The 20,380-nt window shown below is 72.8% G+C and carries 20 protein-coding genes; 10 read left to right on the top strand and 10 right to left on the bottom strand.

The window, feature by feature from the left end; genetic code table 11:
* The first annotated feature begins 26 nt into the window (after positions 1–26).
* Complete coding sequence (locus ACFWZ2_RS39115; RefSeq protein ID WP_384554159.1) at positions 27–1,151, top strand: Gfo/Idh/MocA family protein; 1,125 nt, start codon at positions 27–29, stop codon at positions 1,149–1,151.
* On the opposite strand, the gene ACFWZ2_RS39120 is transcribed toward ACFWZ2_RS39115, so the two are convergent.
* Together ACFWZ2_RS39120 and ACFWZ2_RS39125 are read right to left on the bottom strand one after the other, a co-directional pair.
* Positions 1,148–1,756 carry a DUF1349 domain-containing protein gene (locus ACFWZ2_RS39120; RefSeq protein ID WP_384554161.1) on the bottom strand — a complete coding sequence of 203 codons (609 nt, stop codon included), beginning with the start codon at positions 1,754–1,756 and terminating at the stop codon, positions 1,148–1,150. The two genes, ACFWZ2_RS39115 and ACFWZ2_RS39120, sit on opposite strands and share 4 nt — an antisense overlap.
* 4 nt (positions 1,757–1,760) lie before the next feature.
* Entirely contained in the window at positions 1,761–3,293 is a 1,533-nt protein-coding gene (locus ACFWZ2_RS39125; protein ID WP_384554163.1) for an aldehyde dehydrogenase (NADP(+)), read from the bottom strand.
* A 125-nt stretch (positions 3,294–3,418) separates the two neighbouring features.
* Between ACFWZ2_RS39125 and ACFWZ2_RS39130 the strand changes: the two genes are divergently transcribed.
* The 6 genes from ACFWZ2_RS39130 to ACFWZ2_RS39155 all read left to right on the top strand — a co-directional run bounded on the left by ACFWZ2_RS39130 (position 3,419) and on the right by ACFWZ2_RS39155 (position 9,263).
* Positions 3,419–4,192, top strand: a complete 774-nt coding sequence (locus ACFWZ2_RS39130; RefSeq protein WP_384554165.1) for an IclR family transcriptional regulator — start codon at positions 3,419–3,421, stop codon at positions 4,190–4,192.
* A 3-nt stretch (positions 4,193–4,195) separates the two neighbouring features.
* Positions 4,196–4,672 carry a GNAT family N-acetyltransferase gene (locus ACFWZ2_RS39135; RefSeq protein ID WP_384554167.1) on the top strand — a complete coding sequence of 159 codons (477 nt, stop codon included), beginning with the start codon at positions 4,196–4,198 and terminating at the stop codon, positions 4,670–4,672.
* 101 nt (positions 4,673–4,773) lie between these two features.
* Positions 4,774–5,781 (top strand): hypothetical protein, encoded by a 1,008-nt coding sequence (locus ACFWZ2_RS39140; RefSeq protein WP_384554169.1) that lies wholly within the window; start codon positions 4,774–4,776, stop codon positions 5,779–5,781.
* On the top strand, positions 5,778–7,031 hold the full coding sequence (locus ACFWZ2_RS39145; RefSeq protein ID WP_384554171.1) for a sensor histidine kinase: 1,254 nt from the start codon (positions 5,778–5,780) through the stop codon (positions 7,029–7,031). Before ACFWZ2_RS39140 ends, ACFWZ2_RS39145 begins: the two co-directional genes overlap by 4 nt.
* Positions 7,028–7,687 (top strand): response regulator, encoded by a 660-nt coding sequence (locus ACFWZ2_RS39150; protein ID WP_384554173.1) that lies wholly within the window; start codon positions 7,028–7,030, stop codon positions 7,685–7,687. The genes ACFWZ2_RS39145 and ACFWZ2_RS39150 overlap by 4 nt, the downstream gene beginning before the upstream one ends.
* A 127-nt stretch (positions 7,688–7,814) precedes the next feature.
* Positions 7,815–9,263: a peptidoglycan D,D-transpeptidase FtsI family protein gene (locus ACFWZ2_RS39155; protein ID WP_384554175.1), complete on the top strand. Its 1,449-nt coding sequence runs from the start codon at positions 7,815–7,817 to the stop codon at positions 9,261–9,263.
* A gap of 71 nt (positions 9,264–9,334) precedes the next feature.
* Here the strand turns inward: ACFWZ2_RS39155 and ACFWZ2_RS39160 are convergent, their stop codons facing one another.
* The 5 genes from ACFWZ2_RS39160 to ACFWZ2_RS39180 form a co-directional block, all read right to left on the bottom strand.
* Positions 9,335–10,084: a hypothetical protein gene (locus ACFWZ2_RS39160; protein ID WP_384554176.1), complete on the bottom strand. Its 750-nt coding sequence runs from the start codon at positions 10,082–10,084 to the stop codon at positions 9,335–9,337.
* Positions 10,081–10,428, bottom strand: coding sequence for a PadR family transcriptional regulator (locus ACFWZ2_RS39165; protein WP_384554178.1), 348 nt, complete (start codon positions 10,426–10,428; stop codon positions 10,081–10,083). The genes ACFWZ2_RS39160 and ACFWZ2_RS39165 overlap by 4 nt, the downstream gene beginning before the upstream one ends.
* Positions 10,429–10,463: 35 nt before the next feature.
* Positions 10,464–11,195, bottom strand: a complete 732-nt coding sequence (locus ACFWZ2_RS39170) for a type II CAAX prenyl endopeptidase Rce1 family protein (RefSeq protein ID WP_384554180.1) — start codon at positions 11,193–11,195, stop codon at positions 10,464–10,466.
* A gap of 128 nt (positions 11,196–11,323) precedes the next feature.
* Positions 11,324–12,118 carry an HAD family acid phosphatase gene (locus ACFWZ2_RS39175; protein WP_384554182.1) on the bottom strand — a complete coding sequence of 265 codons (795 nt, stop codon included), beginning with the start codon at positions 12,116–12,118 and terminating at the stop codon, positions 11,324–11,326.
* A 164-nt stretch (positions 12,119–12,282) separates the two neighbouring features.
* Entirely contained in the window at positions 12,283–12,879 is a 597-nt protein-coding gene (locus ACFWZ2_RS39180) for a TIGR03086 family metal-binding protein (protein WP_384554184.1), read from the bottom strand.
* Between the two features lie 233 nt (positions 12,880–13,112).
* Between ACFWZ2_RS39180 and ACFWZ2_RS39185 the strand changes: the two genes are divergently transcribed.
* Positions 13,113–14,297: an MFS transporter gene (locus ACFWZ2_RS39185; RefSeq protein WP_384554186.1), complete on the top strand. Its 1,185-nt coding sequence runs from the start codon at positions 13,113–13,115 to the stop codon at positions 14,295–14,297.
* Between the two features lie 18 nt (positions 14,298–14,315).
* On the opposite strand, the gene ACFWZ2_RS39190 is transcribed toward ACFWZ2_RS39185, so the two are convergent.
* The 3 genes from ACFWZ2_RS39190 to ACFWZ2_RS39200 form a co-directional block, all read right to left on the bottom strand.
* A complete protein-coding gene (locus tag ACFWZ2_RS39190; RefSeq protein WP_384554188.1) occupies positions 14,316–15,668 on the bottom strand; it encodes a S28 family serine protease in 1,353 nt (450 codons plus the stop codon).
* A gap of 62 nt (positions 15,669–15,730) precedes the next feature.
* A complete protein-coding gene (locus ACFWZ2_RS39195) occupies positions 15,731–16,897 on the bottom strand; it encodes a hypothetical protein (protein WP_384554190.1) in 1,167 nt (388 codons plus the stop codon).
* The gene (locus ACFWZ2_RS39200) at positions 16,894–17,844 is read right to left on the bottom strand and encodes a 5-dehydro-4-deoxyglucarate dehydratase (protein WP_384554192.1); all 951 of its coding nucleotides are present in this window, start codon (positions 17,842–17,844) and stop codon (positions 16,894–16,896) included. The genes ACFWZ2_RS39195 and ACFWZ2_RS39200 overlap by 4 nt, the downstream gene beginning before the upstream one ends.
* 288 nt (positions 17,845–18,132) lie before the next feature.
* Here ACFWZ2_RS39200 and ACFWZ2_RS39205 point away from each other — a divergent pair, with 288 nt between their 5' ends.
* Positions 18,133–18,942 carry an NAD-dependent epimerase/dehydratase family protein gene (locus ACFWZ2_RS39205; RefSeq protein ID WP_384554194.1) on the top strand — a complete coding sequence of 270 codons (810 nt, stop codon included), beginning with the start codon at positions 18,133–18,135 and terminating at the stop codon, positions 18,940–18,942.
* A gap of 193 nt (positions 18,943–19,135) precedes the next feature.
* Complete coding sequence (locus tag ACFWZ2_RS39210) at positions 19,136–20,332, top strand: alpha/beta hydrolase family protein (RefSeq protein ID WP_384554196.1); 1,197 nt, start codon at positions 19,136–19,138, stop codon at positions 20,330–20,332.
* The last annotated feature ends 48 nt before the right edge of the window (positions 20,333–20,380 follow it).

Here is a 20,380-nt window from a genome sequence, read left to right on the forward strand (position 1 = left end):
AGGGCCCTGCTTCTACCGTCCCGATCATGACCTCCACTCCTGCTTCCGCGTCCCCCGTCCGTGTCGGCCTCGTCGGCCTCTCCGCCCGCGGCGGCTGGGCGCCCCACTCCCATCTGCCCGCGCTGAACCGCCTCGACGGATACGAGCTGCGCGCCCTGTCCGCGTCGAGCGACGCCTCCGCGCGGGCCGCGGCCGCGAAGTACGGGGTGCCGCTCGCCTTCGGCTCCACCGCGGAGCTCGTCCGCAGCGACGAGGTCGATCTGGTCGTGGTGAGCGTGCGGGTGCCGCTGCACCGCGAGGTGATCCTCGCGGCGCTCGGCGCGGGCAAGGCGGTGCTCTCCGAGTGGCCGCTCGGCAACGGCGCCGCCGAGGCCGACGAGCTGGCGGCCGCCGCGGAGCGGGCCGGGGTGCGGACGTTCGCGGGGCTGCAGGCCCGCTCGGCGCCCGCGGTGCGGTACGTCGGCGAGCTGGTCGCGGACGGCTATGTGGGCGAGGTCCTGTCCACCAGCCTGGTCGCGTCGGGCCGGCGCTGGGGTCCCGTCTTCGAGCCGGGCGGGGAGTATCTGCTCGACAAGGCCAACGGCGGCACGATGCTCACCATCCCCTTCGGGCACACGATCGACGCCGTGGCCATGGTGCTCGGCGAGTTCACCGAGGTCTCGGCGACCCTGGCGACCCGGCGTCCCGTCGTGCACGAGGAGGGCACCGGGCGGGCCGCGCCGATGACGGTCGACGACCAGATCGCGGTGGGCGGACGGCTCGCGTCGGGCGCCGTGGCCTCGGTGCACTTCCGCGCGGGCCTGTCCCGGGGCACGGACTTCCACTGGGAGATCAACGGCACGGAGGGCGACCTCGTCGTCACGGGCGACTCGGGCCACCTCCAGCAGGCCGCCCTGACCGTGCGGGGCGCGCGGGGAGCGGCGGCCGCGGTGGCCGAACTCCCCGTCCCCGCACGGCACTTCGACGTGCCCGCCCTGGACGGCCTGCGCGGACTCCCCGCGTACAACGTCGGGGCGCAGTACGCCCAGGTGCTCGCCGATCTCACCGAAGGCACCGCCCACGCACCGGACTTCGCGCACGCGGCCCGCCGCCAGGGACTGCTCGACGCCATCGAGCGGTCGGCCGCGACCGGCCGCAGGATCACTCTCTAGGAGCCGTCCCGCAGCCCCTGCGGCCAGTTGGGCCGGAACTCGATGTTCTCGTACGTCACCACGCAGCCCTCCCCGACGGGCGACTGCGCCAGGAAGCCGACGAGCGCGGCCCGCGCGGACTTCTCGTCGCCGAGCGAGAAGATCCGCACGAACGTCCAGTGCTCGCCGTCCGTCGACGCGTGGAACGCGAACGCCGAGCCCGTACGGCTGATGCGCAGCCAGGCGCTGCCGCCGTCCACGACGAAGGCGTTGGAGTCGTCGGAGCGGCCGCGGGTGACGACCGTGCAGATCGTGGGCTCGTCAGGGGAGCGCTCCAGGCAGAGCTTGGCCCACTCGCGGTCGCCCACGTGCAGATAGAGCACGCCCGCGTCGAAGGCCGCGGCGAAGCCGACCGTGACGCGGGCGATCAGCTGGAAGTCGCCCTCGGGCGCGCCGAGCAGGCGGGGCGCGTCGGATGCGGGGTCGAGCGCCTCCCCCGTCGGCGGCACGAAGCGGTCCTGGCGGGCGCCCGCCCAGCCGGTGAGCACCCCGTCCTCGTACGACCAGTGGCCGTCGGGGCCGTAGGTGCGCAGCGGGAAGGGCAGTTCGGGGAGGGTGACATCCATGGCGTCAGTGTTCCAGGCGCCCGTCGCAACGCCGCGGCAGGCCCAGCGGGTTGGCGTCGCGCAGCTCGGGCGGGAGCAGCGCCTCGGGGGTGTTCTGGTACGCGACGGGGCGCAGCCAGCGCTCGACGGCCGTGCCGCCCACGGACGTCGACGTGGAGGTGGTGGCCGGGTAGGGGCCGCCGTGGTGCTGGGCGGGCGCGACGGCGACGCCGGTGGGCCAGCCGTCGACGAGCACGCGGCCTGCCAGCGGGGTCAGTTCGGCGAGCAGCTCGGCGCCCCGGCCGCTGCCGCCCGCCGCCTCCTCGGCGGACAGCTGCACGGTGGCGGTGAGGTTGCCGGGAAGCCGGGAGAGGACGGCGGTGATCTCCGCGGCGTCGGCGTAGCGCGCGACGACGGTGACCGGGCCGAAGCACTCCTCAAGAAGCAGGTCGTACGCCCCCTCCTCGGCCAGCCGCGCGGCGGGCACGGTGAGGAAGCCCGCGCTGACGGTGTGCTCGCCGCCCGCGCCGGGGGTCACCGGGGCGTCCACGTCGGGGAGTTGGGCGCGCTCGCGCACGCCCGTGACGAAGTTGTCCCGCATGCGGTGGTCGAGGAGCACCCCGGCCTCGGTGTCGCTGACCGCCTCGGTCAGGGACTTCACGAGCCGGTCGCCGCCCGCGCCCTCGGGGGCGAGGACCAGGCCGGGCTTGACGCAGAACTGGCCGACGCCGAGCGTCATGGAGCCCGCGAGCCCGGCGCCGATCTGCTCGCCGCGCTCGGCGGCCGCCGCCTCGGTGACGACGACGGGGTTGAGGGAGCCCAGCTCGCCGTGGAAGGGGATCGGCACGGGCCTGGCCGCCGCCGCGTCGAAGAGGGCGCGGCCGCCGCGTACCGAACCGGTGAATCCGGCGCCGGACACCAGCGGGTGCCTGACCAGTTCAACGCCCGCGTCGAAGCCGTGCACCAGGCCGAGCACGCCCTCCGGGATGCCGTGCCGGGCGGCGGCCCTGCGCAGGGTGGCGGCGACGAGTTCGGAGGTGGCGGGGTGGTCGGGGTGGGCCTTGACGACGACGGGGCAGCCCGCGGCGAGCGCGCTCGCGGTGTCGCCGCCCGGCACGGAGAAGGCGAAGGGGAAGTTGGAGGCGGAGTAGACGGCGACGACGCCCAGCGGGATCTTGTAGCGGCGCAGGTCGGGAACGGGCGGGGTGGCCGACGCGTCCGGGTGGTCGATGACGACGCCGAGGAAGGCTCCCTCGTCGACGAGGTCCGCGAAGGACCGCAACTGGTAGCGGGTGCGGGCGAGTTCGCCGGTGAGCCGGACGGGGCCGAGTGCGGTCTCCGCGTCCGCGGCCTCCACCAGGTGCGCCTCGGCCTCGTCGAGCAGATCGGCCGCGGTGCGCAGGAAGGCGGCGCGGACGGCCCGGTCGGCGAGCGCGGGGGCGGCGTCCTTGGCGGCGCGCACCGCCTGGTCGACCTCCTCGGCTGTGGCCTCCACCGCAACCTGCTCGCGCTGCTTCCCGGTTCGGGGGTCGACACTCCAGACTGGTGCTGCTGCCACCGCGGATTCCCTTTCCAGAGGTATGCCACTCACCAGGGCCGTTCGATATGCTGAACGCGGTCCCTGTCGATGAATGAGCAGGGTATTCGGAGACTATTTCTCGGCGTTCAAAGGGGTCAAGGGCGATGTCGGCTGGCGAGACCGGAGGCGGTGCGCAGGTCAAGTCCGCGGTGCGGACGGTGGAATTGCTCGAGTACTTCGCGGGCCGCCCCGGAATGCACTCCCTCGCCACGGTCCAAGAGGCCGTCGGATACCCCAAGTCGAGCCTCTACATGCTGCTCAGGACCCTGGTCGAGCTGGGCTGGGTGGAGACGGACGCGACCGGCACGCGGTACGGCATCGGGGTGCGCGCCCTGCTCGTCGGCACCTCGTACATCGACGGCGACGAGGTCGTCGCGGCCGCCAGGCCCACCCTGGACCGGCTCTCCGACGACACCACCGAGACGATCCACCTGGCCAGGCTCGACGGCACGAACGTCGTCTATCTCGCCACCCGCCAGTCGCAGCACTACCTGCGGCCCTTCACGCGCGTGGGCCGCCGCCTCCCCGCGCACTCCACCTCGCTCGGCAAGGCGCTGCTCGCCACCCACACCGACGAGCAGGTGCGCAAGATGCTCCCCCAGACGCTGCCCGCGCTGACCGAGCACACCATCACCGACCGCGAGAAGCTCATCGAGGAGCTGCGCACGGTGCGCGAACAGGGCTTCGCGGTGGACCGCGAGGAGAACACGCTGGGTCTGCGCTGCTTCGGCGTCGCCATCCCCTACCGCACCCCGGCGCGCGACGCGATCAGCTGCTCGGTGCCGGTGGCGCGCCTCACGCCCGCCCATGAACAGATGGTCAAGGACGCCCTGTTCGACGCCCGCGACCGGCTGACACTGGCAACTCGTAGGCTCTGACGCATGGATGTCATCCTGCGCGAGGTGCACGACAGCGATCTGCCCGTCTTCTTCCGGCAGTTGAACGATCCCGCATCGCGCCACATGGCCGCGTTCACCCCCGAGGACCCGGCCGACCGGGACCGCTTCGACGCGCACTGGGCGACGATGCGCGCCGCCGACGACGTCGAACTGCGCACGGTCCTCGCGGACGGCGACGTGGTGGGCAACGCCGCGGTGTACGGGGATCCCGGCGAGCGCGAGGTCACCTACTGGATCGACCGTGCCTACTGGGGACGCGGCCTCGCCACCGCCGCGCTGCGCGCCCTCCTCGAACTCGTCCCGGAGCGACCGCTGTACGCCCGCGCCGCGGCGGACAACGCGGGCTCGCGCCGGGTCCTGGAGAAGTGCGGCTTCCGTGTGACCGCCCAGGAGCGCGGCTTCGCCCAGGCCCGCGGGACCGAGATCGACGAGGTGGTCCTCGTCCTGGACGCCGGCTGACCCCGCCCGTCCCTCGGGCGCAGTCCGCCTCCGCCGGACGGCGGAGGCGGATCGTCGCAGGGCAGGAGGTGCGCGGCGGGGGCCTGCGGGAGCGTTGAGGCATGGCACAGATCCTGCTTCCCGCCCCTTCCCCGGCCCCCCGCGTGCTCAGCACGCCGCGCCGCGCCCTGCGGATCGCCGCCGGGCTCGCCTGCGTCCCGTACCTCTCGCTCAAGATCGCCTGGATCTTCGGGAGTCACATCGGGATCCCCGCGGGGAGCTCCCTCCTCGCGCACCGCACGACGATGATCTTCGCGAACGGTCTGACCGTCCTGATGGACGCGACGGTCCTCGTCCTGGTGCTGCTCCTGACCCGGCCCTGGGGCCTGCGCACACCCGCCTGGCTGCTCACGCTCCCGATGTGGATCGCGAGCGGACTGCTCGTGCCGATCATGGCCGGATTCCCGCTGCAGCTCCTCGTGAAGGCGCTCGGCGGGAGCGTCGAAGGATCGTCCGACGGCGGGGGCGGCAAAGGCTCGGAGGAGTTTCTGCACGACTGGGTCTTCGTCGTCGTCTACACCGGCTTCATCGTCCAGGGCATCGCCCTCGGCTCCCTCTTCGTGCTGTACGCCAGGGACCGCTGGGGCCACCTGTGGCGCGGACGGACGGGGGACCTGGCCCGGTCCGGCGCGCGGGGCCCTCGGGTGGCCGCGGCCTGCGCCGCCCTGCTCGCGCTCGTCCCCGTCGCCCTGCACGTGCTGTGGGCCGCGGGCTCCGACGCCGGCCTCAACGACGCACGGGCCCAGGAGCGTACGACCTCCTTCGCCGTCCTGGAGTCCCTGAACGTGGTCTATCTCGGCGCGGCCGTGGCGGGCGCCCTGCTGCTGACCTTCCGGTGGCTGCCCGCGCTTCCCGTGAAGGTGCCGCTCGCGCTCGCCTGGCTCGGCTCCGGCGCGGTGGGCTGCTGGGGCGGCTGGCTGCTCCTCGCCCTGCTCGTCGGCGGCGAGGACCTCACGCAGCGGCTCACCGGACCGATGCTCCTGACCTACTCTGTGCACATGATCGTCGGTCTGCTCGTGGCCGCTCTCGGGGCGCGCTTCCTCAAGGAACGGGCGGGGTCCACGACGTGAGGGCACGTGTCGCCGCCCTGTTCGGGCGCCGGGCGCGCCGCCGGTGGATCCATCTGATCCTCGGCGGCGCCCTCGCCATGCCGTACGTCTTCGTCGGCTCCGTCATCGTGGGACCGCTGCTCGGCGAGACGAACGTCTTCGGCTCGATCACCAGCCAACTCACCGCGTTCGCCGTCGGGTTGCCGCTCGCCGCGGTCACCGCGCTGTTCCCGCTGACCCGGCCGATGTCGGTGGCGGCGGTGCGGGCGCTGTGCGCGGTGCCCGCGGACTCCCTCGCCGACGGGCCCGCGCGGACCCGGGCCGCGCGGGGGCGCACCGTCGCGTGGTTCACGCTGCACCTCGGCTTCGGCGGGGTGATCAGCGGCATGTCGCTCGCGCTGCCGCCGTTCGCGGTGATGCTGATCGTCCTTCCGCTCCTCTCCGGGCTGCGCGACACCCGCGTCGGGCTGCCCGAAGTCTTCGACGAGCCCTGGATGCTCGCGCTCTCGCCGGTCATCGGCATCGCCCTGCTGGTGGCGCTCGGGGCGTGCGCGGCGACCGCGGGCGGGCTGCTCGCGCGGTGGGCGCCCGTGCTGCTCGGGCCGACGCCCGCCGACCGGCTCGCGGTCGCCGAGCAGCGCGCCGCGGAGCTCGCCGTGCGCAACCGTCTGGCGCGCGAACTGCACGACTCGGTGGGCCATGCGCTGAGCGCGGTGACGCTGCAGGCGAGCGCGGCCCGCCGCGTCCTGGACAAGGATCCGGAGTTCGTCCGCGAGGCGCTCGCCGCGATCGAGGACACCACCCGGCGCACGGTGGGCGAGCTCGACGCCGTGCTCGGTGTGCTGCGGGAGGCCGACGACGCCCGCTCGACGGAGCCCGCGCCCACGCTCCGCGATCTGGACGGCCTGCTGCGCCGCACCAGGGCGGGCGGCCTGCGGGTGACCGCCGCCGTGGACGCCGATCCCGGCGCGGTGCCCCCGCTGGTCTCGCGCGAGGCGTACCGCATCGTGCAGGAGGCCCTGAGCAACGCACTGCGGCACGGCGGCGATGGCACCTCCGTCGCACTGCGCATCGCCCTGGACGACACCGGCCTGACCGTCACGGCCGAGAACCCGCTGCCGCCGCACTCCCCCGGTTCCCGCCCGGGCGGCGGCCACGGCCTGCGCGGCATCGCGGACCGGGCGCGGCTGCTCGGCGGCACGGCGCGGGCGGGCCCCGAGCAGGGCAGGTGGCGACTGGACGTACGACTTCCGCTGAAGGGAAAGCAATGACGGCGAACGACATCAGGGTCGTCCTCGCGGACGACGAGCGCATGGTGCGCACCGCCCTGCGGGCGATCCTCTCCGCCGAGCCCGGCATCGAGGTGGTGGGCGAGGCGGCGACCGGCGCCGAGGCGGTCTCCGTGGTGCGGGAGCTGCGGCCCGACGTGGTCCTGATGGATGTCCGGATGCCGGAGGTCGACGGCATCCGCGCCACCGAACGCATCCTCGCCGCGCTGCCCGAGCCGCCGCGCATCGTCGTCGTGACGACCTTCGAGAACGACTCCTATGTGTACGAGGCGCTGCGCGCGGGGGCCTCCGGCTTCCTGCTCAAGCGGGCGGACGCGGACTCCCTCGTGCAGGCCGTGCGGATCGTCGCGCACAGCGACTCGCTGCTCTTCCCCTCGGCCGTCCGGGCCCTTGCCGCCGAGCACGGCCGCGCCGAGCCCGCGCCGCCCGCCTGGGTGGCCCGGCTCACCGGCCGCGAGAGCGAGGTGCTGCGGCTGATGGCGGCGGGTCTGACCAATGCGGAGATCGCCGGAAGGATGGGCGTGGGCGCGGCGACGGTGAAGACGCATGTGGCGTCCGTGCTCGCCAAGACGGGGGCGCGGGACCGCACCCAGGCGGTGATCGCGGCGTACGAGGCGGGGTTCATGAAGACCGGCTGAACCGACCGGCGATGCGGGCTTCCGGGGGCCCGCCCGGCCGCCCCGCTTCTTAAGAACTCTCTGAGAAAACGGTCGCAAGCACGCCAGAAGGGAACGAAACCCTCCCCTCCGCTCGTCCTCCCGTGGGATGAACAAGACGATCAGGCACGCCTCGGTCTTCGCGCTGCTGCTCGTGCTCGCCCTGCTGGTGCGGGCGACATGGGTGCAGTTCTACGACTCGAAGGCTCTCGCGGACGACAAGCTGAACCGGCGCAACGCGATAGAGCAGTACGCGAACCCGCTGGGCGACATCATCGTGGGCGGTGAGGCCATCACCGGCTCCGAGCGGACGAAGGGCGGAGACCTCGCGTACAAACGCACCTACAAGGACGGCGATCTCTACTCACCCGTCACGGGCTACAGCTCCCAGGTCTACGGCGCCACCCAGCTCGAAGGCATCTACAAGGACCTTCTCGACGGCACCGACAACCGTCTGAAGAACCCGCTCGACACGGTCACGAACAAGCGCGCCGAACCCGGCGACGTCCTGACGACCATCGACCCCGCGGTGCAGAAGGCCGGGTACAAGGCGCTGGGTGACACCAAGGGCGCCGCGGTCGCCATCGACCCCAAGACCGGCAAGATCCTCGGCATGGTCTCGACCCCGTCGTACGACCCGTCGAAGATCAGCGGTTCCACGGACTCCAAGGCGTGGAAGGAGCTGACCACCGACAAGGACAAGCCGATGGTCAACCGCGCGATGCGCCAGCCGCTCCCGCCCGGCTCCACGTTCAAGCTGGTCGTCGCGGCGGCGGCCCTGGAGGACGGTCTGTACGGCTCGGTGGACACGAAGACCAGCAGCCCGAACCCGTACACGCTGCCCGGCACGCGGACGGTCCTCAAGAACGAGAACCAGGCGGCGCCCTGCGAGAACGCCGACATCCGCACGGCGCTCCAGTACTCGTGCAACAACGTCTTCGCGAAGATGGCCGTCGACCTGGGCCAGGACAAGGTCAAGTCGATGGCCGAGAAGATGGGCTTCAACACGGACAAGCTGGATGTGCCGGTGCGCGCGTCCAAGAGCGTCTACCCGTCCGACATGGACAAGGCGCAGACCGCCCTCACCGGCATCGGCCAGTTCGACGTGACGGCCACGCCGCTGCAGATGTCGATGGTCTCCGCGGCCATCGCGAACGGCGGCGAACTCGCCAAGCCGTACATGGTGTCGCAGATCAACGACTCCTCCGGGGACGCCCTGGAGAAGTACGACGACGGCGGCTCGCAGCGCGTGATGAGCGAGTCCACCGCCGAGGGCCTGCAGTCCGCGATGGAGACGGTCGTCGAGAAGGGCACCGGATCGAACGCGAAGATCAGCGGCGCGACGGTGGGCGGCAAGACGGGTACGGCGCAGCACGGCGAGAACAACAGCAAGACGCCGTACGCCTGGTTCACCTCGTTCGCCAAGGGCAGCGACGGCAAGGAGGTCGCGGTCGCGGTGATGATCGAGTCGTCGAGCGCGGCACGCGACGAGGTCAGCGGCAACGGCCTGGCGGCGCCGATCGCGAAGGCGATGATGGCGGCGGCCCTGAAGGGCTGACACCGCACCGCGGTGAGCGCGGGCCCCGGGTGACCCCCGTCCGCCCGGGGCCCGCGCTCAGCCGTTCCCGCTCACCTGTCCCGGCCGCCGCGGTGGCGCCAGGCCCGGCCCAGCACGATCAGCAGGAACGGCGCACAGGCGCCGAACAGCAGGCCCGAGGCGAATCCGAACCCGGAGCCCGGCTCGTCGCCGAGCAAGGTGACGGCCCCGGAGCCGACCACGACGGCGGCGAGGACGCCCACCAGCAGATAGAACTTCCGGCTCAGGAAGTTGCTCCGCCCCGGCGCGGGCGGCGGCGACGAGAGCTCCCCGCCGGGGCCGAGGCTCGCCGCCTTCGGCCGCTTGAACCAGGCGTAGATGACCCAGTTGCCGCAGGCCTCCCAGCCATCGGGCGCGAGCCGTTCGTCCAGGCCCTCGCGGCCGCGGGTGACCAGCTCGCGCCGGTACTCCCAGCGCTGCGGCCGCTCGGTGTCGCGCCGGCTCACGAACCGGCCGATCGCGTCGACCCGCTCCACCTCCCAGCCCTCGTCGCCGAACCGGTTCAGGAGCTCCTCGTCGACATAGGTGTCGGCGGTCCAGCGCCAGGTCTCGACGGTCGCGTCCGGCGTCTTCGGTGCGCCGTCGGCGGACTCGGGCGCCAGCTGCCGGGCGAACTCGTCGAGCGGGCCGAACTCGGCCTCCGCGTCGTCGGCCCCCGACTCGTCCAGGTGCGCGGCGAGGTCCGTCACGGTCGCCTCGACCCGGTCGGCGGGGACGCCGTGCGCCCGCAGCCGTTCGGCGAGGCCGATGAGGTAACCGTCGTTCTCGTAGCGGGTGTTCATCGTCCCTCCACTCCCGCCTTGGCGAGTACGTCCCGTACGGAAGCGTCGAAGGCGAGCCACAGGCCGCCCTGTTCGCCGAGCGTGGCGCGGCCCGCGTCGGTGAGCCGGTAGTAGCGCCGCCCCGGACCCTTCTCGGTGGCGCGGAACTCCGCGGCCACCAGGCCCGCCTCCTCAAGACGGTTGAGGACGGGGTAGAGCGTGCCGCCCTTGATCTGGCCGAAGCCCGCGGCACCGAGCAGTTTGGCGATCTCGTAGCCGTAGCTCTCACCGTCGGTGAGGCTGGCGAGGACGAGCAGGTCGAGTACGCCCTTGAACCAGCTGGCGCGGCGGTCGGTAGCGGTCACGGGGTGATGCCCTTCTTCGGCTGGGAGGTCCGCGGTCAGGCGGCGGGCGCGGCGCGGAGCCTGTCCGGCGCGGGCAGCGTCAGGTCGCGCACGGACAGCGCGGTGTGCGCCACGACGGAGAGCAGCAGGCTGCCCGTGGCGAGGTAGAGACCGGCGAGGACCACGCCGTACAGGGCGAAGGCTCCGACGCCCGTGCGCCCCTGGTAGAGCCCCGCGACGGCGTAGACGACGGCCGAAACGGCCGCCGCCGCATAGAGGTTGAGGCCGAGCACGCCGACGCCGAAGGCGATGAGCAGTCCGCGGTAGACCAGTTCGGCACAGATGCCGTCGGTCACGGCGACGGCGATGGCGAGCCTGCGCTCCTCGGTGGTGCGCGGCAGCATGGCCTCGATGGAGGCGAGCCCCGGCACGTTCTTGCCCTGTTCGGCGAGGCCCCGGAAGTTCCGCCCCGACGCCACGGCGACGGCCAGGAACACGAGGATCAGGGCCACCGTGTACCCGGGCCGTTCGGGCGCGGTGATGCCGAGGTCGGCGGCGTCGATGCCCGGCGAGAGCAGCAGGGCGGCGACAGCGACGGCGGCGTACGCCCACCACAGCGCGAGCACGAAGGTGAAGTAGCGGACCAGGGCGCGGGGCTCGGTGTCCCTGCGGCGGGCCAGCGAGCCGTACGCGCGGCGGCCTATCACAGGCTCGCCGAGCAGCAGAAGCGCGGCGAGCGCGGCCGTGACGGCCGTCGATGCGACGGAGAAGTCCGGCGAGATGGTCATGGGGTCCCCCTTCCCGAAGGGGCCGCGCGGCGCATGCCGCGCGGCCCCTGAGCGTCTGAGCTACCTAGACCGTATGGCGACCTAGTCAGGAATGCAACCTATCTCGTGACGTTGACCTATCGACCGGATCAGCCCACGAAGTACGTCGGGTTCGGGAGCTTGTACGTCTTGTCCGCGTAGCCGCCCGCGAGGTCGGAGACCTGGTCGCCGAAGCTGCCGACGATGTCGTAGCCCGTGGACTCGATGTACTTGCGGGTGCCCTCCTTGAACTGGACCGTGTCGCACTTCCAGGCGTCGGGCGTGGCGCAGTGGCTCAGGTATGCCGGGGGGTTGGGCTTGTTCTTGGTGAACACGTGCGTGCGGTCGAGCTGCGTCTTGTAGCCCGCCTTCGCGAGGTTGGTGACGGCACCCTCGCGCTGCGACTCGGCGAGACCGGTGAGGAAGAAGACCTCGACGCCCTTGCTCTTGGCGTACGCCACCAGTTCGGGCATGCCGAACACGGCGGGGCGCTTGGCCGCCTTGACGTAGGCGTCCCAGGTGTCGTTGTTGTACGTGTAGTTGGTCGACTTCTCGTAGTCGAGGCTGAGCAGCGCGGTGTCGTCCACGTCCAGGACGATCGCGGGCTTCTTGCCCTTGCCGTGGCGGGCCTTGTGCGCGGCCTTCTTGATGTCCTTCTTCGCCTTGGCCTGGATGCGGGCCAGGTCCTTGGCGTACGGGCTGTCCGGCGAGGACTTCCAGACGCCGTCGGCGCCCTTGGTCGCGCCGTAGTACTCGTCGATCTCACCGACGAGGAGGCCGATGTTGTGGGGCTCCTTGGTGGCGCGTGGCCGGTCCTGGTCGGCGGTGGCGACGGTGCCGTACAGGACGGCGCCCGCGACGGTACAGGTGGTGGCCAGGGCGGCCACGCGCAGGGACTTCCGCATGGATGCGATCTCCGGGTCGGATCGTGGATCGGGCAGGTCACCGACTGTCTACGCGCATTGACCCCGGTGTGGGGAGCCCCTTTGGGAGACCTTTTATGCGATCGATACCGGCCCGCGATGCCCGCGCCACGCGCCCCGCACGGCGCGGTGGTCCCCGCGCGCCCTCAACTCCCGGGCGCCCAGCGCGGATCGCGGCCGCTCAGGCCGATCACCCGGTCCAGGAGCGGGGCGTCGGCCGGCACCGGGACCGGTGTGCCGAACAGGCCGCCCTCCGGCCCGTCGCCGTCCCCGCCCTCCGCGGGCGTGAGCAGGGCCTCGGCGGCGCCCAGGCTCGCCGCGTCGGGCGCGTACTCCTGTCCGGTGGCGCGCGCCAGGTCCCAGCCGTGCACGACGAGTTCGTCGACGGCCACGAGTCCCGCGACCTCGCCGGGCAGGTCGACGCCGCCCGCGCGGGTCATGCCCTGCCAGGCCGCCGGGTCGCGCCAGGCCTCGGCGAGGGCGTCGAGCGCCTTCGGCAGCTCGCCGCGCCAGCCGGGCCCGACGTCCGGCACGAAGCTCCCCGGCGCCCGGTCGAGGCCGGGCCCGAGGTCCTTGCGCGCGGCGTCGGCGAAGGCCCGGGAGAGGCTGAGCACATGGCCCAGCAGATGGCGCACCGCGTAGTCGGGGCAGGGCGTGGGCGCCGCGAGCTGCTCGTCCGTGACGCGGTCGGCGATCCGTGCGACGAGGCGGGCCTGCGGGCCCAGGTCGAGCATGTCGTTCATGGGGGATCCTTCCGGGGCTGCTGGGACTTGCGGGTCTGGCGGGTCTGGCGGGTCTTCCGGGTCTTCCGGTCGGTGGGGGCGACGCGGGCGAGTCGGTGGCGCCGGTACGTATGAGTCGGGGATGTCGGTACGTCTCCTCTTGCAGACCGGCGCCGGGCCCCGAACTCATCGCGGGAGCGTAGGGAATCCGCCCGATTCCGTCGCAGGGGCCTTAGAAACCAGCATCACCTGGCATGACATCGACGATCGGGCGCGTCCTCGGGGACCGCAACGCGGGGCTCTATCTCGGCGCGGTGGTGGTCTCGGGCTTCGGGACCTCCGCGCTGTGGCTGGCATCGGGGATCTGGGTGAAGGAGCTGACGGGGTCCGACGGGCTCGCCGCGCTCTGCCAGTTCGCGCTGTGGGCGCCCACCCTCATCGGCCCGCTGCTCGGCACGCTCGCCGACCGCACCCGCCGCAGACCACTCCTGGTCGCCGCCAACCTCGCCCTCGGTGTGCTGCTCGTCGCGCTGCTCGCCGTCGACTCCGCGGGACGGCTCTGGATCCTGTTCGCGGTGCTCTTCGTGTACGGGGCGTGCGGCGTCGTCACCGACGCGGCGGAGGCCGCCCTGGTCGCGACGGCGGTCGACAAGGAACTGCTCGGCGACTTCAACGGCCTGCGGATGTCCGCGAACGAGGGCATGAAGCTGGTGGCGCCGCTCGCGGGGGCGGGCCTGTTCGCCGCGTACGGGGGCGCCCGGGTGGCGCTCCTGGACGCCGTCACGTTCGTGCTCGCCGCGGGGATGTTCGCGCTGCTGCGGGTGCGGGAGAGCGTGCCGGTGCGCGAGCGCGCCTCGCTGCGGGCGCGCACCGCGGAGGGGGCCGGGTATCTGTGGGGGCACGAGCGGCTGCGGCCCCTCGTGGTGGCGGGCGGTCTGACGATGCTGACCTCGGGGATCACCGGCGCGACGGTCTACGCGGTCGTCGAGGGGCTCGGCCGCTCCCCCGCGTACACGGGCGTCCTGTACGTCGTGCAGGGCGTGGGGTCCGTCGCGGTGGGCGTCGCGTCGGGGGCGCTGATGCGGCGGTTCGGGGCGCGGCGGTTCGGCGGCGCGGGCATCGCCCTGACCGGCCTCTCGGCGGTCCTGACCGCGCTGCCGAGCGACGCGGCGGTCCTCGCGGGCAGCCTCACGAACGGTGTCGGGCTGCCCTGCGTGCTGATCGCGGGCCTGACGGCGGTGCAGCGGGAGACGCCGGACGCGCTCCTCGGCCGGGTCGCGGCGACCGCCAACACCCTGATGTTCACGCCGACCGCGATCGGCATCGCGGCGGGCGCGGCGCTCGTGGAGAGCGTCGACGTCCATGTCCTGCTGCCGGTCGTCGCGGGGGCGCGGCTGCTGATCGCCGCGCCCCTGCTGAGGTCCCGGGTGCTGACCTGAACTCCCGTGCCCCGGGAGCTACTTCACGTCCGCCCAGCGCTTGATGGTCGCGACGGCCTCCGCCTGCTCGGCCGCGGGCAGCTTGGCGATCGACGCGCCGTGGTTGGCGCCCGGCACCACATAGCGGTGGGAGTCGCGGTGGCTCGGGGTGAACCGCTCGGCGCTCCACGGGTCGTTCTCGCCGTAGACGAACATCATCCGCTCGCCCCTGGTCTTCACCCAGCGGTCGACGTCGGCGATGGTCCTGTTGTTGTACGTGCCGCGCATGGCGGCGGGCAGCACCGAGTTCGGCTGGTAGATGTCCGGGTAGTGGCGGACGTCCTTGAGGTGCTTGAACTTCAGGTCGGCCCAGCCGAGTTGGGTGGCGGCCTGCCGGTAGTAGGGCCCTGTGCCGTTGGTGCCGAGGGACTCGTCCTGGTAGACGCTGAAGCCGTGCTTCTTCGACCAGTCGTAGAGCTCGTCGTCGGTGGCCTTCTTCGCGTCGGGCACGGTCGGGCAGTCGGCGGCGGTGCCGGACTGCCAGAAGTTCCACACCTGGTCGAGGACCGCGAACTCATAGGCCCGGTCGGTGGTGCCGAGGGTCTCCTCGAAGGTGTCGCCGTTGGTCTTGGCGTCCGCCTCGAACTTGGGGAGCAGGGCGTCGCGGCGTACGAGCATCTCGCGCTGCACGGCGTTGAGCGCGGCCCTGCACTCCTTGGTCCCCACGGTCTTGAAGAACCGCTCGTAGCCGCTGTCGTCGCGGTTGTTCGCGTCGTTGGGCGCGACGAACGCGACGACGGCGTCGAGGTCCTCGGGGTAGAAGCGCTCGTGGTAGGTCGCGGTCATGCCGCCCTTGCTGGCGCCGGTGCCCAGCCACTTGCCCTTCTCGATGCCGCGCAGCGCCTGGGTGAGGCGGTGCTCGTCGGCGGCCTCCTGCTGGACGGTCATCTTGGACCAGTCGTCGCCCGCCGCGCCCGCGGGCCGTGACTTCTCGAAGTAGCGGTGCTCGACGCTGACTTGGTTGGCGTCGATCAGCTTGGTGAGCGCGGTGGTGTTGCTCGCGAGGGTGTAGCCGCCGGTGTAGAGGACGGTCGGCTTGCCGGTGTCCTTGTGCCAGAGCGTGGCGCGCTGGGTGAAGGTGGCGCCGTTGGGCCTGCGGTGGTCGACGGGCTGGGCGTACGTGAGCGTGTAGAAGGGGAAGCCCTCCTTGTCGGCGACGGAGACGACCGTCATGCCCGGTATCTTCTCGAGCTGTTCGCGGATGTCGGTCGCCGCGTCACCGGCCCGGGCCGCCGCACCGGTCTGCGCGGTGGCGGGCAGCGCGCCGCCGAGCACGGCGCCACCCGCCATCAGTCCGGCACAGACCAGCGCGGATATCCCCTTGTTGCGCACCTTGTCTCCCTCTGTCCCCTGGTGGTGGAGCGATGGTTGTGGTGCGCGGATCGTATCGGCGATCACTCCACGCGTGACAGGGCTTCCGTGACGTGCGCGAGGTCGGCGTCCGATGCCAGTCCCGCGTGGTACAGGCGCAGTTCGGTGGCACCGAGGTCCGCCGCCCTCGCCGCGTCGGCGGCGAGGGTCGCGGGGCTGCCGCCCATGCCGCTCACCACGGTGAGGTTGGCGGCCAGGACGGACGCACCGGTGGCGTGCCCCGCGAAGGGCTCAAGTGCCCCCGCACCGCCCGTGCAGGGCACCACCACGCCGTCCGCCACGGAGAGGACGTGCGCCGGGTCGACGCCCGCGTTCGCGCCGCAGTGGTACGGCACCGGGTCCGCGTGCAGCAGGATCCGGAAGCCGGGCGGTGCGGCCGCGCGGACGGCGCCGATCGCGGCCTCCTGGAGCGTGCGGGCCGTTTCCTCGCGCCACGCGCGCGTGGCCGCCGCCCGCCGGTCCCCGATGAGCTTCTCGACGGACGCCCACCCCGCGTCCTCGGCCTCGCCGCGCCACACGGGTTCCAGTGCGCCGCGCACGTCGGACGCCAACGCGTCGGGGTCCAGGCCCTGTTGGGCGTACCCCTCCCGGCAGGAGGCGCAGAAGCACAGCGACATCAGGTACTGCCCGGCCTCGCCGAGCGTGACGCCCGCGATCTTGTCGTGGGCGTGCAGATGTGCCAGGCCGTACCAGCCGCAGGACTCCAGTTCCGTGCCGCGCGTCCCGGGGCGCACGGCGGCCTCGGCGGCGAGATCGACCAGGTACGCGCGCGTGGCGGGCTGCGCGATGCAGGGGGCCCAGGGGTAGCGGTCGCCATGGGCGTTGACGACGGAGGTGGCCGGATGGTCGGCGCCCAGGCGGGAGTTGTGGGCGAGGACGACCCAGCTGTGCACGTCGAGCCCGGCGTCCCGAAGGGCCTCGGCCGCCTCTCCGTAGGCATCGCCCCGGGCCCAGTCCCCCGCCGTGTACGGCCGCAGCGCGCGCGCCTGCCACCGCTGCCCCGGCGGGTACAGGACGGCGGCGTGGTCGGCCGTGACGACGCGGTGGCGCGGGTGGCGCGGGGTCAGTGCGCGGGTGGAGTGGTAGGCGGAGGCGAGGGTGACCTGCCGGATGCCGAGGGCGGCGAGGCGCGCGGGGGCCCCGGGGTCACCGACGACGTCCCAGGGATAGAGGAACGCGCCCGCCCTCACACGCCCTCCCGGAGCAACGCCCGGCCCTGTTCGACGAGTTCGGCCAGGCGCTTGATGTGCTCGTCGGCGGGCTCGTGCAGCGGCGGACGGACGGTGCCGACGTCGAGGCCGCCGATGCGTACGCCCGCCTTGACGAGCGAGACGGCGTATCCGCGGCCTTCGGCACGCAGCTCCACGAAGGGCCGGTAGAAACCGTCGATGAGGCGGTTCACGGTGGCGTCGCCCTCCGGGGTGCCGGAGTTGAACGCCCGGTGGAAGGCGAGCGCGATGTCGGGCGCGAAGCAGAAGACGGCCGACGAGTAGAGGGTGACACCGATGCCGCGGTAGGCGGGGCCGGTCAGCTCGGCGGTGGGCAGGCCGTTGAAGTAGAGGAAGTCGCCGGGCACTTCGCGGCGCACGGCGCTGACGGTGCGCTGCATCAGGTCCATGTCGCCGAGGCCGTCCTTGAAGCCGATGACGCCCTCGGCGCGGGCGAGTGCGACGACGGTTTCGGGGGTGAACACGGCGTTGTCGCGCTGGTAGACGATGACGTCCAGGGAGGTGGCCGCGGCCAGTTCGGTGTAGTGCCGGATCAGGCCCTCCTGCCCGGCGACGACGAGGTAGGGCGGCATGGCGAGCAGTCCGTCGGCGCCCGCCTCCTCGGCGAGGCGCGCGTACCGCACGGCGAGCGCGGTGCCGTAGCCGGCGCCCGCGACGACCGGCACGCGGCCCGCCGCCTCCTCGACGGCGGCGGCGACGCAGTCCTGGAACTCCTCGGGGGTCAGGGCGTGGAACTCACCCGTGCCGCAGCAGGCGAACACGGCGGCGGCGCCCGCCTCGATGCCGTCGCGCACATGCGCGCGGAAGACGTCGACGTCGAGGGATCCGTCGGCTCCGAACGCGGTGACCGGGAAGAACAACGGCCCGCTGGGGACGCGAAGTCGGGTGGCGAGGGCGGCTGGCGTCACGGGCTCTCCCTAGGCGTGCACGTTTCTGATTCATGTCCATATCCCTGAACGCGACCACGCTAAGCCGCCCCCTCGGCGCCGGTCAAGCGCGCGAACTCCCCGCGCAGGAGCGGATTTTCCCCCTCCGGGCCCCCTCCGGACCCCCTCGGCGGCCGCCGTGCCGGGACCCTTGACGTGGCACGATCGTGATCCCTAGCGTGTCCATGGATGTGAATCGTGCACGCGCATGAGTACGCGGCCCGGCGCGGCCGCACGATACGCGGCCCGCCGCCGCACGAGGAGACCCGCATGCCCGCTCCCCGCACCGTCCTGCTCACCGGCGCCGCAGGCGGCCTCGGCACCCTGATGCGCGGGCTCCTGCCGGCCTACGGCTACGACCTGCGGCTGCTCGACATGCGCCCCCTGCCCGGCGAGCCGGACGCCGTCACCGCCGACCTCGCCGACCGTGCGGCGCTGCGCGAGGCCGTGCGCGGGGTCGACGCCGTGCTCCATCTCGCGGGCATCTCCCTGGAGTCCGGCTTCGACAAGATCCTTAAAGCCAACATCGAAGGGACCCACCACCTCTACGAAGCGGCCCGCGAGGAGGGCGTGCGGCGCATCGTCTTCGCCTCCTCCAACCACGCGGTGGGCTTCACCCCGCGCCCCCGGGGCGACGACCCGCTGATCCCGGTCGACACGCCGCGCCGCCCCGACACCTTCTACGGCCTCTCCAAGTCCTTCGGCGAGGACCTCGCCCAGTTCTACTGGGACAAGCACGGCATCGAGACGGTCTCCGTGCGCATCGGCTCGTGCTTCCTGGAGCCGACGAACGTACGGATGCTGTCCGTCTGGATGAGCCCCGGCGACGGGGCGCGGCTCTTCCACGCGGCGCTCACCGCCGAGGACGTGGGGCACACCGTCGTCTACGGCTCGTCCGCCAACACCCGCCTGTGGTGGGACCTCTCGTCGGCCCGCGCCCTCGGCTACGACCCGCAGGACGACTCCGAGCAGTACGCCGAGAAGCTCCTCGCCGAGCAGGGCGAGCTGGACCCCGCCAACCCGGACCACGCGCACCTGGGCGGCCACTTCTGCACGCATCCACCGGTGTGGCCGTACTGAAAGCCGCTCTGCGAACAGGGCAACGATCGTGCCGTCCGCACATCCACCTTGGGCTCCGCGTTCGATGGACGTTCGGCGCCCGTGACGCCTGACGTTCGTCCCGGCGACCTGCTGATCTCTTGACGAACGGCCGGTTCCGGTTCGTGCTCACGGGCGACGCGGCGCCCGGACCGCCGCCCTAGCATTTCTTTGCATGAGCGAAATCCGGAAGACCCTGCGCGGCCGTACCCTCGTTCCCCTGCTCGCCCTTGCCCTCGCGCTGCCGCTCGCCGACGGCCCGACCTCCCTCGCCGCGCCGCTCCCCGGCACCTCGGGCGGCGAGGCCACCCCCGCCGTCGCCACCGTCGGGGCCGAACTGCCGCGCCCCACCGGCCCGTTCGCGGTGGGCCGCGACACCCTGCACCTCGTCGACAAGAGCCGCCGCGACCCCTGGGTGCCCTCGGCGGGCGCCCGGGAGCTGATGGTCTCCGCGTACTACCCCGCGCTGCCCGGATCGGGGCGTCCCACCTCCTACATGACCGGCAAGGAGGCCCAACTGCTCCTGAAGTCGGGGCACATGGACGGCAAGGTGTCCGCCGCCGCCTACCGCGCCACCCGCACCTTCGCCCGCGCCGACGCGCGCCCCCTGCAGGGCAGGTTCCCGCTGGTCCTGCTCTCGCCCGGATTCACCACGCCCCGCGCCACGCTGACGCACCTCGCCGAGGACCTCGCGAGCCGCGGCTACGTCGTCGCCACCGTCGACCACGCCTACGAGGCGGCGGGCGCGGCGTTCCCCGGCGGCCGGACGCTCACCTGCGCGGCCTGCGAGACGCTCACCGAACCCGGCGTGCTCAAGAAGGTCACCGAGGGGCGGGCCAAGGACCTCTCGTACGTCATCGACCGGCTGACCGGCGCCGACGCGACCTGGCGGTACGCCCGCCTCGTCGACACCGGCCGGATCGGCGCGGGCGGCCACTCCGTGGGCGGGGCCGCGGCGCTGGCCGCCATGACCGCCGACCCCCGGGTGCGGGCGGGCCTGAACATGGACGGCACCTTCCACACCACGACCGCCGGTCTGCGCGGCCGCCCGTTCATGATGCTCGGCACCCGCAGCGAGCACAGCGCGGGCGGCAGGGACGAGAGCTGGGACCGCACCTGGCGGGGCCTGGACGGCTGGAAGCGCTGGCTGACCGTCAAGGGGTCGGGGCACTTCACCTTCACCGACGCCCCGGTCGTCCTCGACCAGCTCGGCGCGGCCCTGCCCGACGCACCGCTCTCCGGCGAGCGCTCGCAGCAACTCACCCGCGCCTACGCGGGCGCGTTCTTCGACCAGCAGCTGCGCGGCATCCCCCAGCCGCTGCTCGACGGCCCCACCGCGGGCCATCCCGAGGTCGCTTTCCAGCCCCGCTGACTCCGGCCCGCTCCCCGTGCGGGCGGCAAACGGGCACCCCCGACCCCC

The sequence above is a fragment of the Streptomyces sp. NPDC059002 genome, assembly GCF_042740435.1.
GTDB lineage: Bacteria > Actinomycetota > Actinomycetes > Streptomycetales > Streptomycetaceae > Streptomyces.

Bases quoted from the DNA above. Each gene is read 5' to 3' on its own strand.
- ACFWZ2_RS39210 (WP_384554196.1), top strand. From the start codon at position 19,136: ATGAGCGAAATCCGGAAGACCCTGCGCGGCCGTACCCTCGTTCCCCTG.
- ACFWZ2_RS39170 (WP_384554180.1), bottom strand. From the start codon at position 11,195: ATGACCATCTCGCCGGACTTCTCCGTCGCATCGACGGCCGTCACGGCC.
- ACFWZ2_RS39120 (WP_384554161.1), bottom strand. From the start codon at position 1,756: ATGGATGTCACCCTCCCCGAACTGCCCTTCCCGCTGCGCACCTACGGC.
- ACFWZ2_RS39115 (WP_384554159.1), top strand. From the start codon at position 27: ATGACCTCCACTCCTGCTTCCGCGTCCCCCGTCCGTGTCGGCCTCGTC.
- ACFWZ2_RS39185 (WP_384554186.1), top strand. From the start codon at position 13,113: ATGACATCGACGATCGGGCGCGTCCTCGGGGACCGCAACGCGGGGCTC.
- ACFWZ2_RS39130 (WP_384554165.1), top strand. From the start codon at position 3,419: ATGTCGGCTGGCGAGACCGGAGGCGGTGCGCAGGTCAAGTCCGCGGTG.
- ACFWZ2_RS39155 (WP_384554175.1), top strand. From the start codon at position 7,815: ATGAACAAGACGATCAGGCACGCCTCGGTCTTCGCGCTGCTGCTCGTG.
- ACFWZ2_RS39175 (WP_384554182.1), bottom strand. From the start codon at position 12,118: ATGCGGAAGTCCCTGCGCGTGGCCGCCCTGGCCACCACCTGTACCGTC.
- ACFWZ2_RS39150 (WP_384554173.1), top strand. From the start codon at position 7,028: ATGACGGCGAACGACATCAGGGTCGTCCTCGCGGACGACGAGCGCATG.
- ACFWZ2_RS39140 (WP_384554169.1), top strand. From the start codon at position 4,774: ATGGCACAGATCCTGCTTCCCGCCCCTTCCCCGGCCCCCCGCGTGCTC.
- ACFWZ2_RS39180 (WP_384554184.1), bottom strand. From the start codon at position 12,879: ATGAACGACATGCTCGACCTGGGCCCGCAGGCCCGCCTCGTCGCACGG.
- ACFWZ2_RS39160 (WP_384554176.1), bottom strand. From the start codon at position 10,084: ATGAACACCCGCTACGAGAACGACGGTTACCTCATCGGCCTCGCCGAA.
- ACFWZ2_RS39205 (WP_384554194.1), top strand. From the start codon at position 18,133: ATGCCCGCTCCCCGCACCGTCCTGCTCACCGGCGCCGCAGGCGGCCTC.
- ACFWZ2_RS39135 (WP_384554167.1), top strand. From the start codon at position 4,196: ATGGATGTCATCCTGCGCGAGGTGCACGACAGCGATCTGCCCGTCTTC.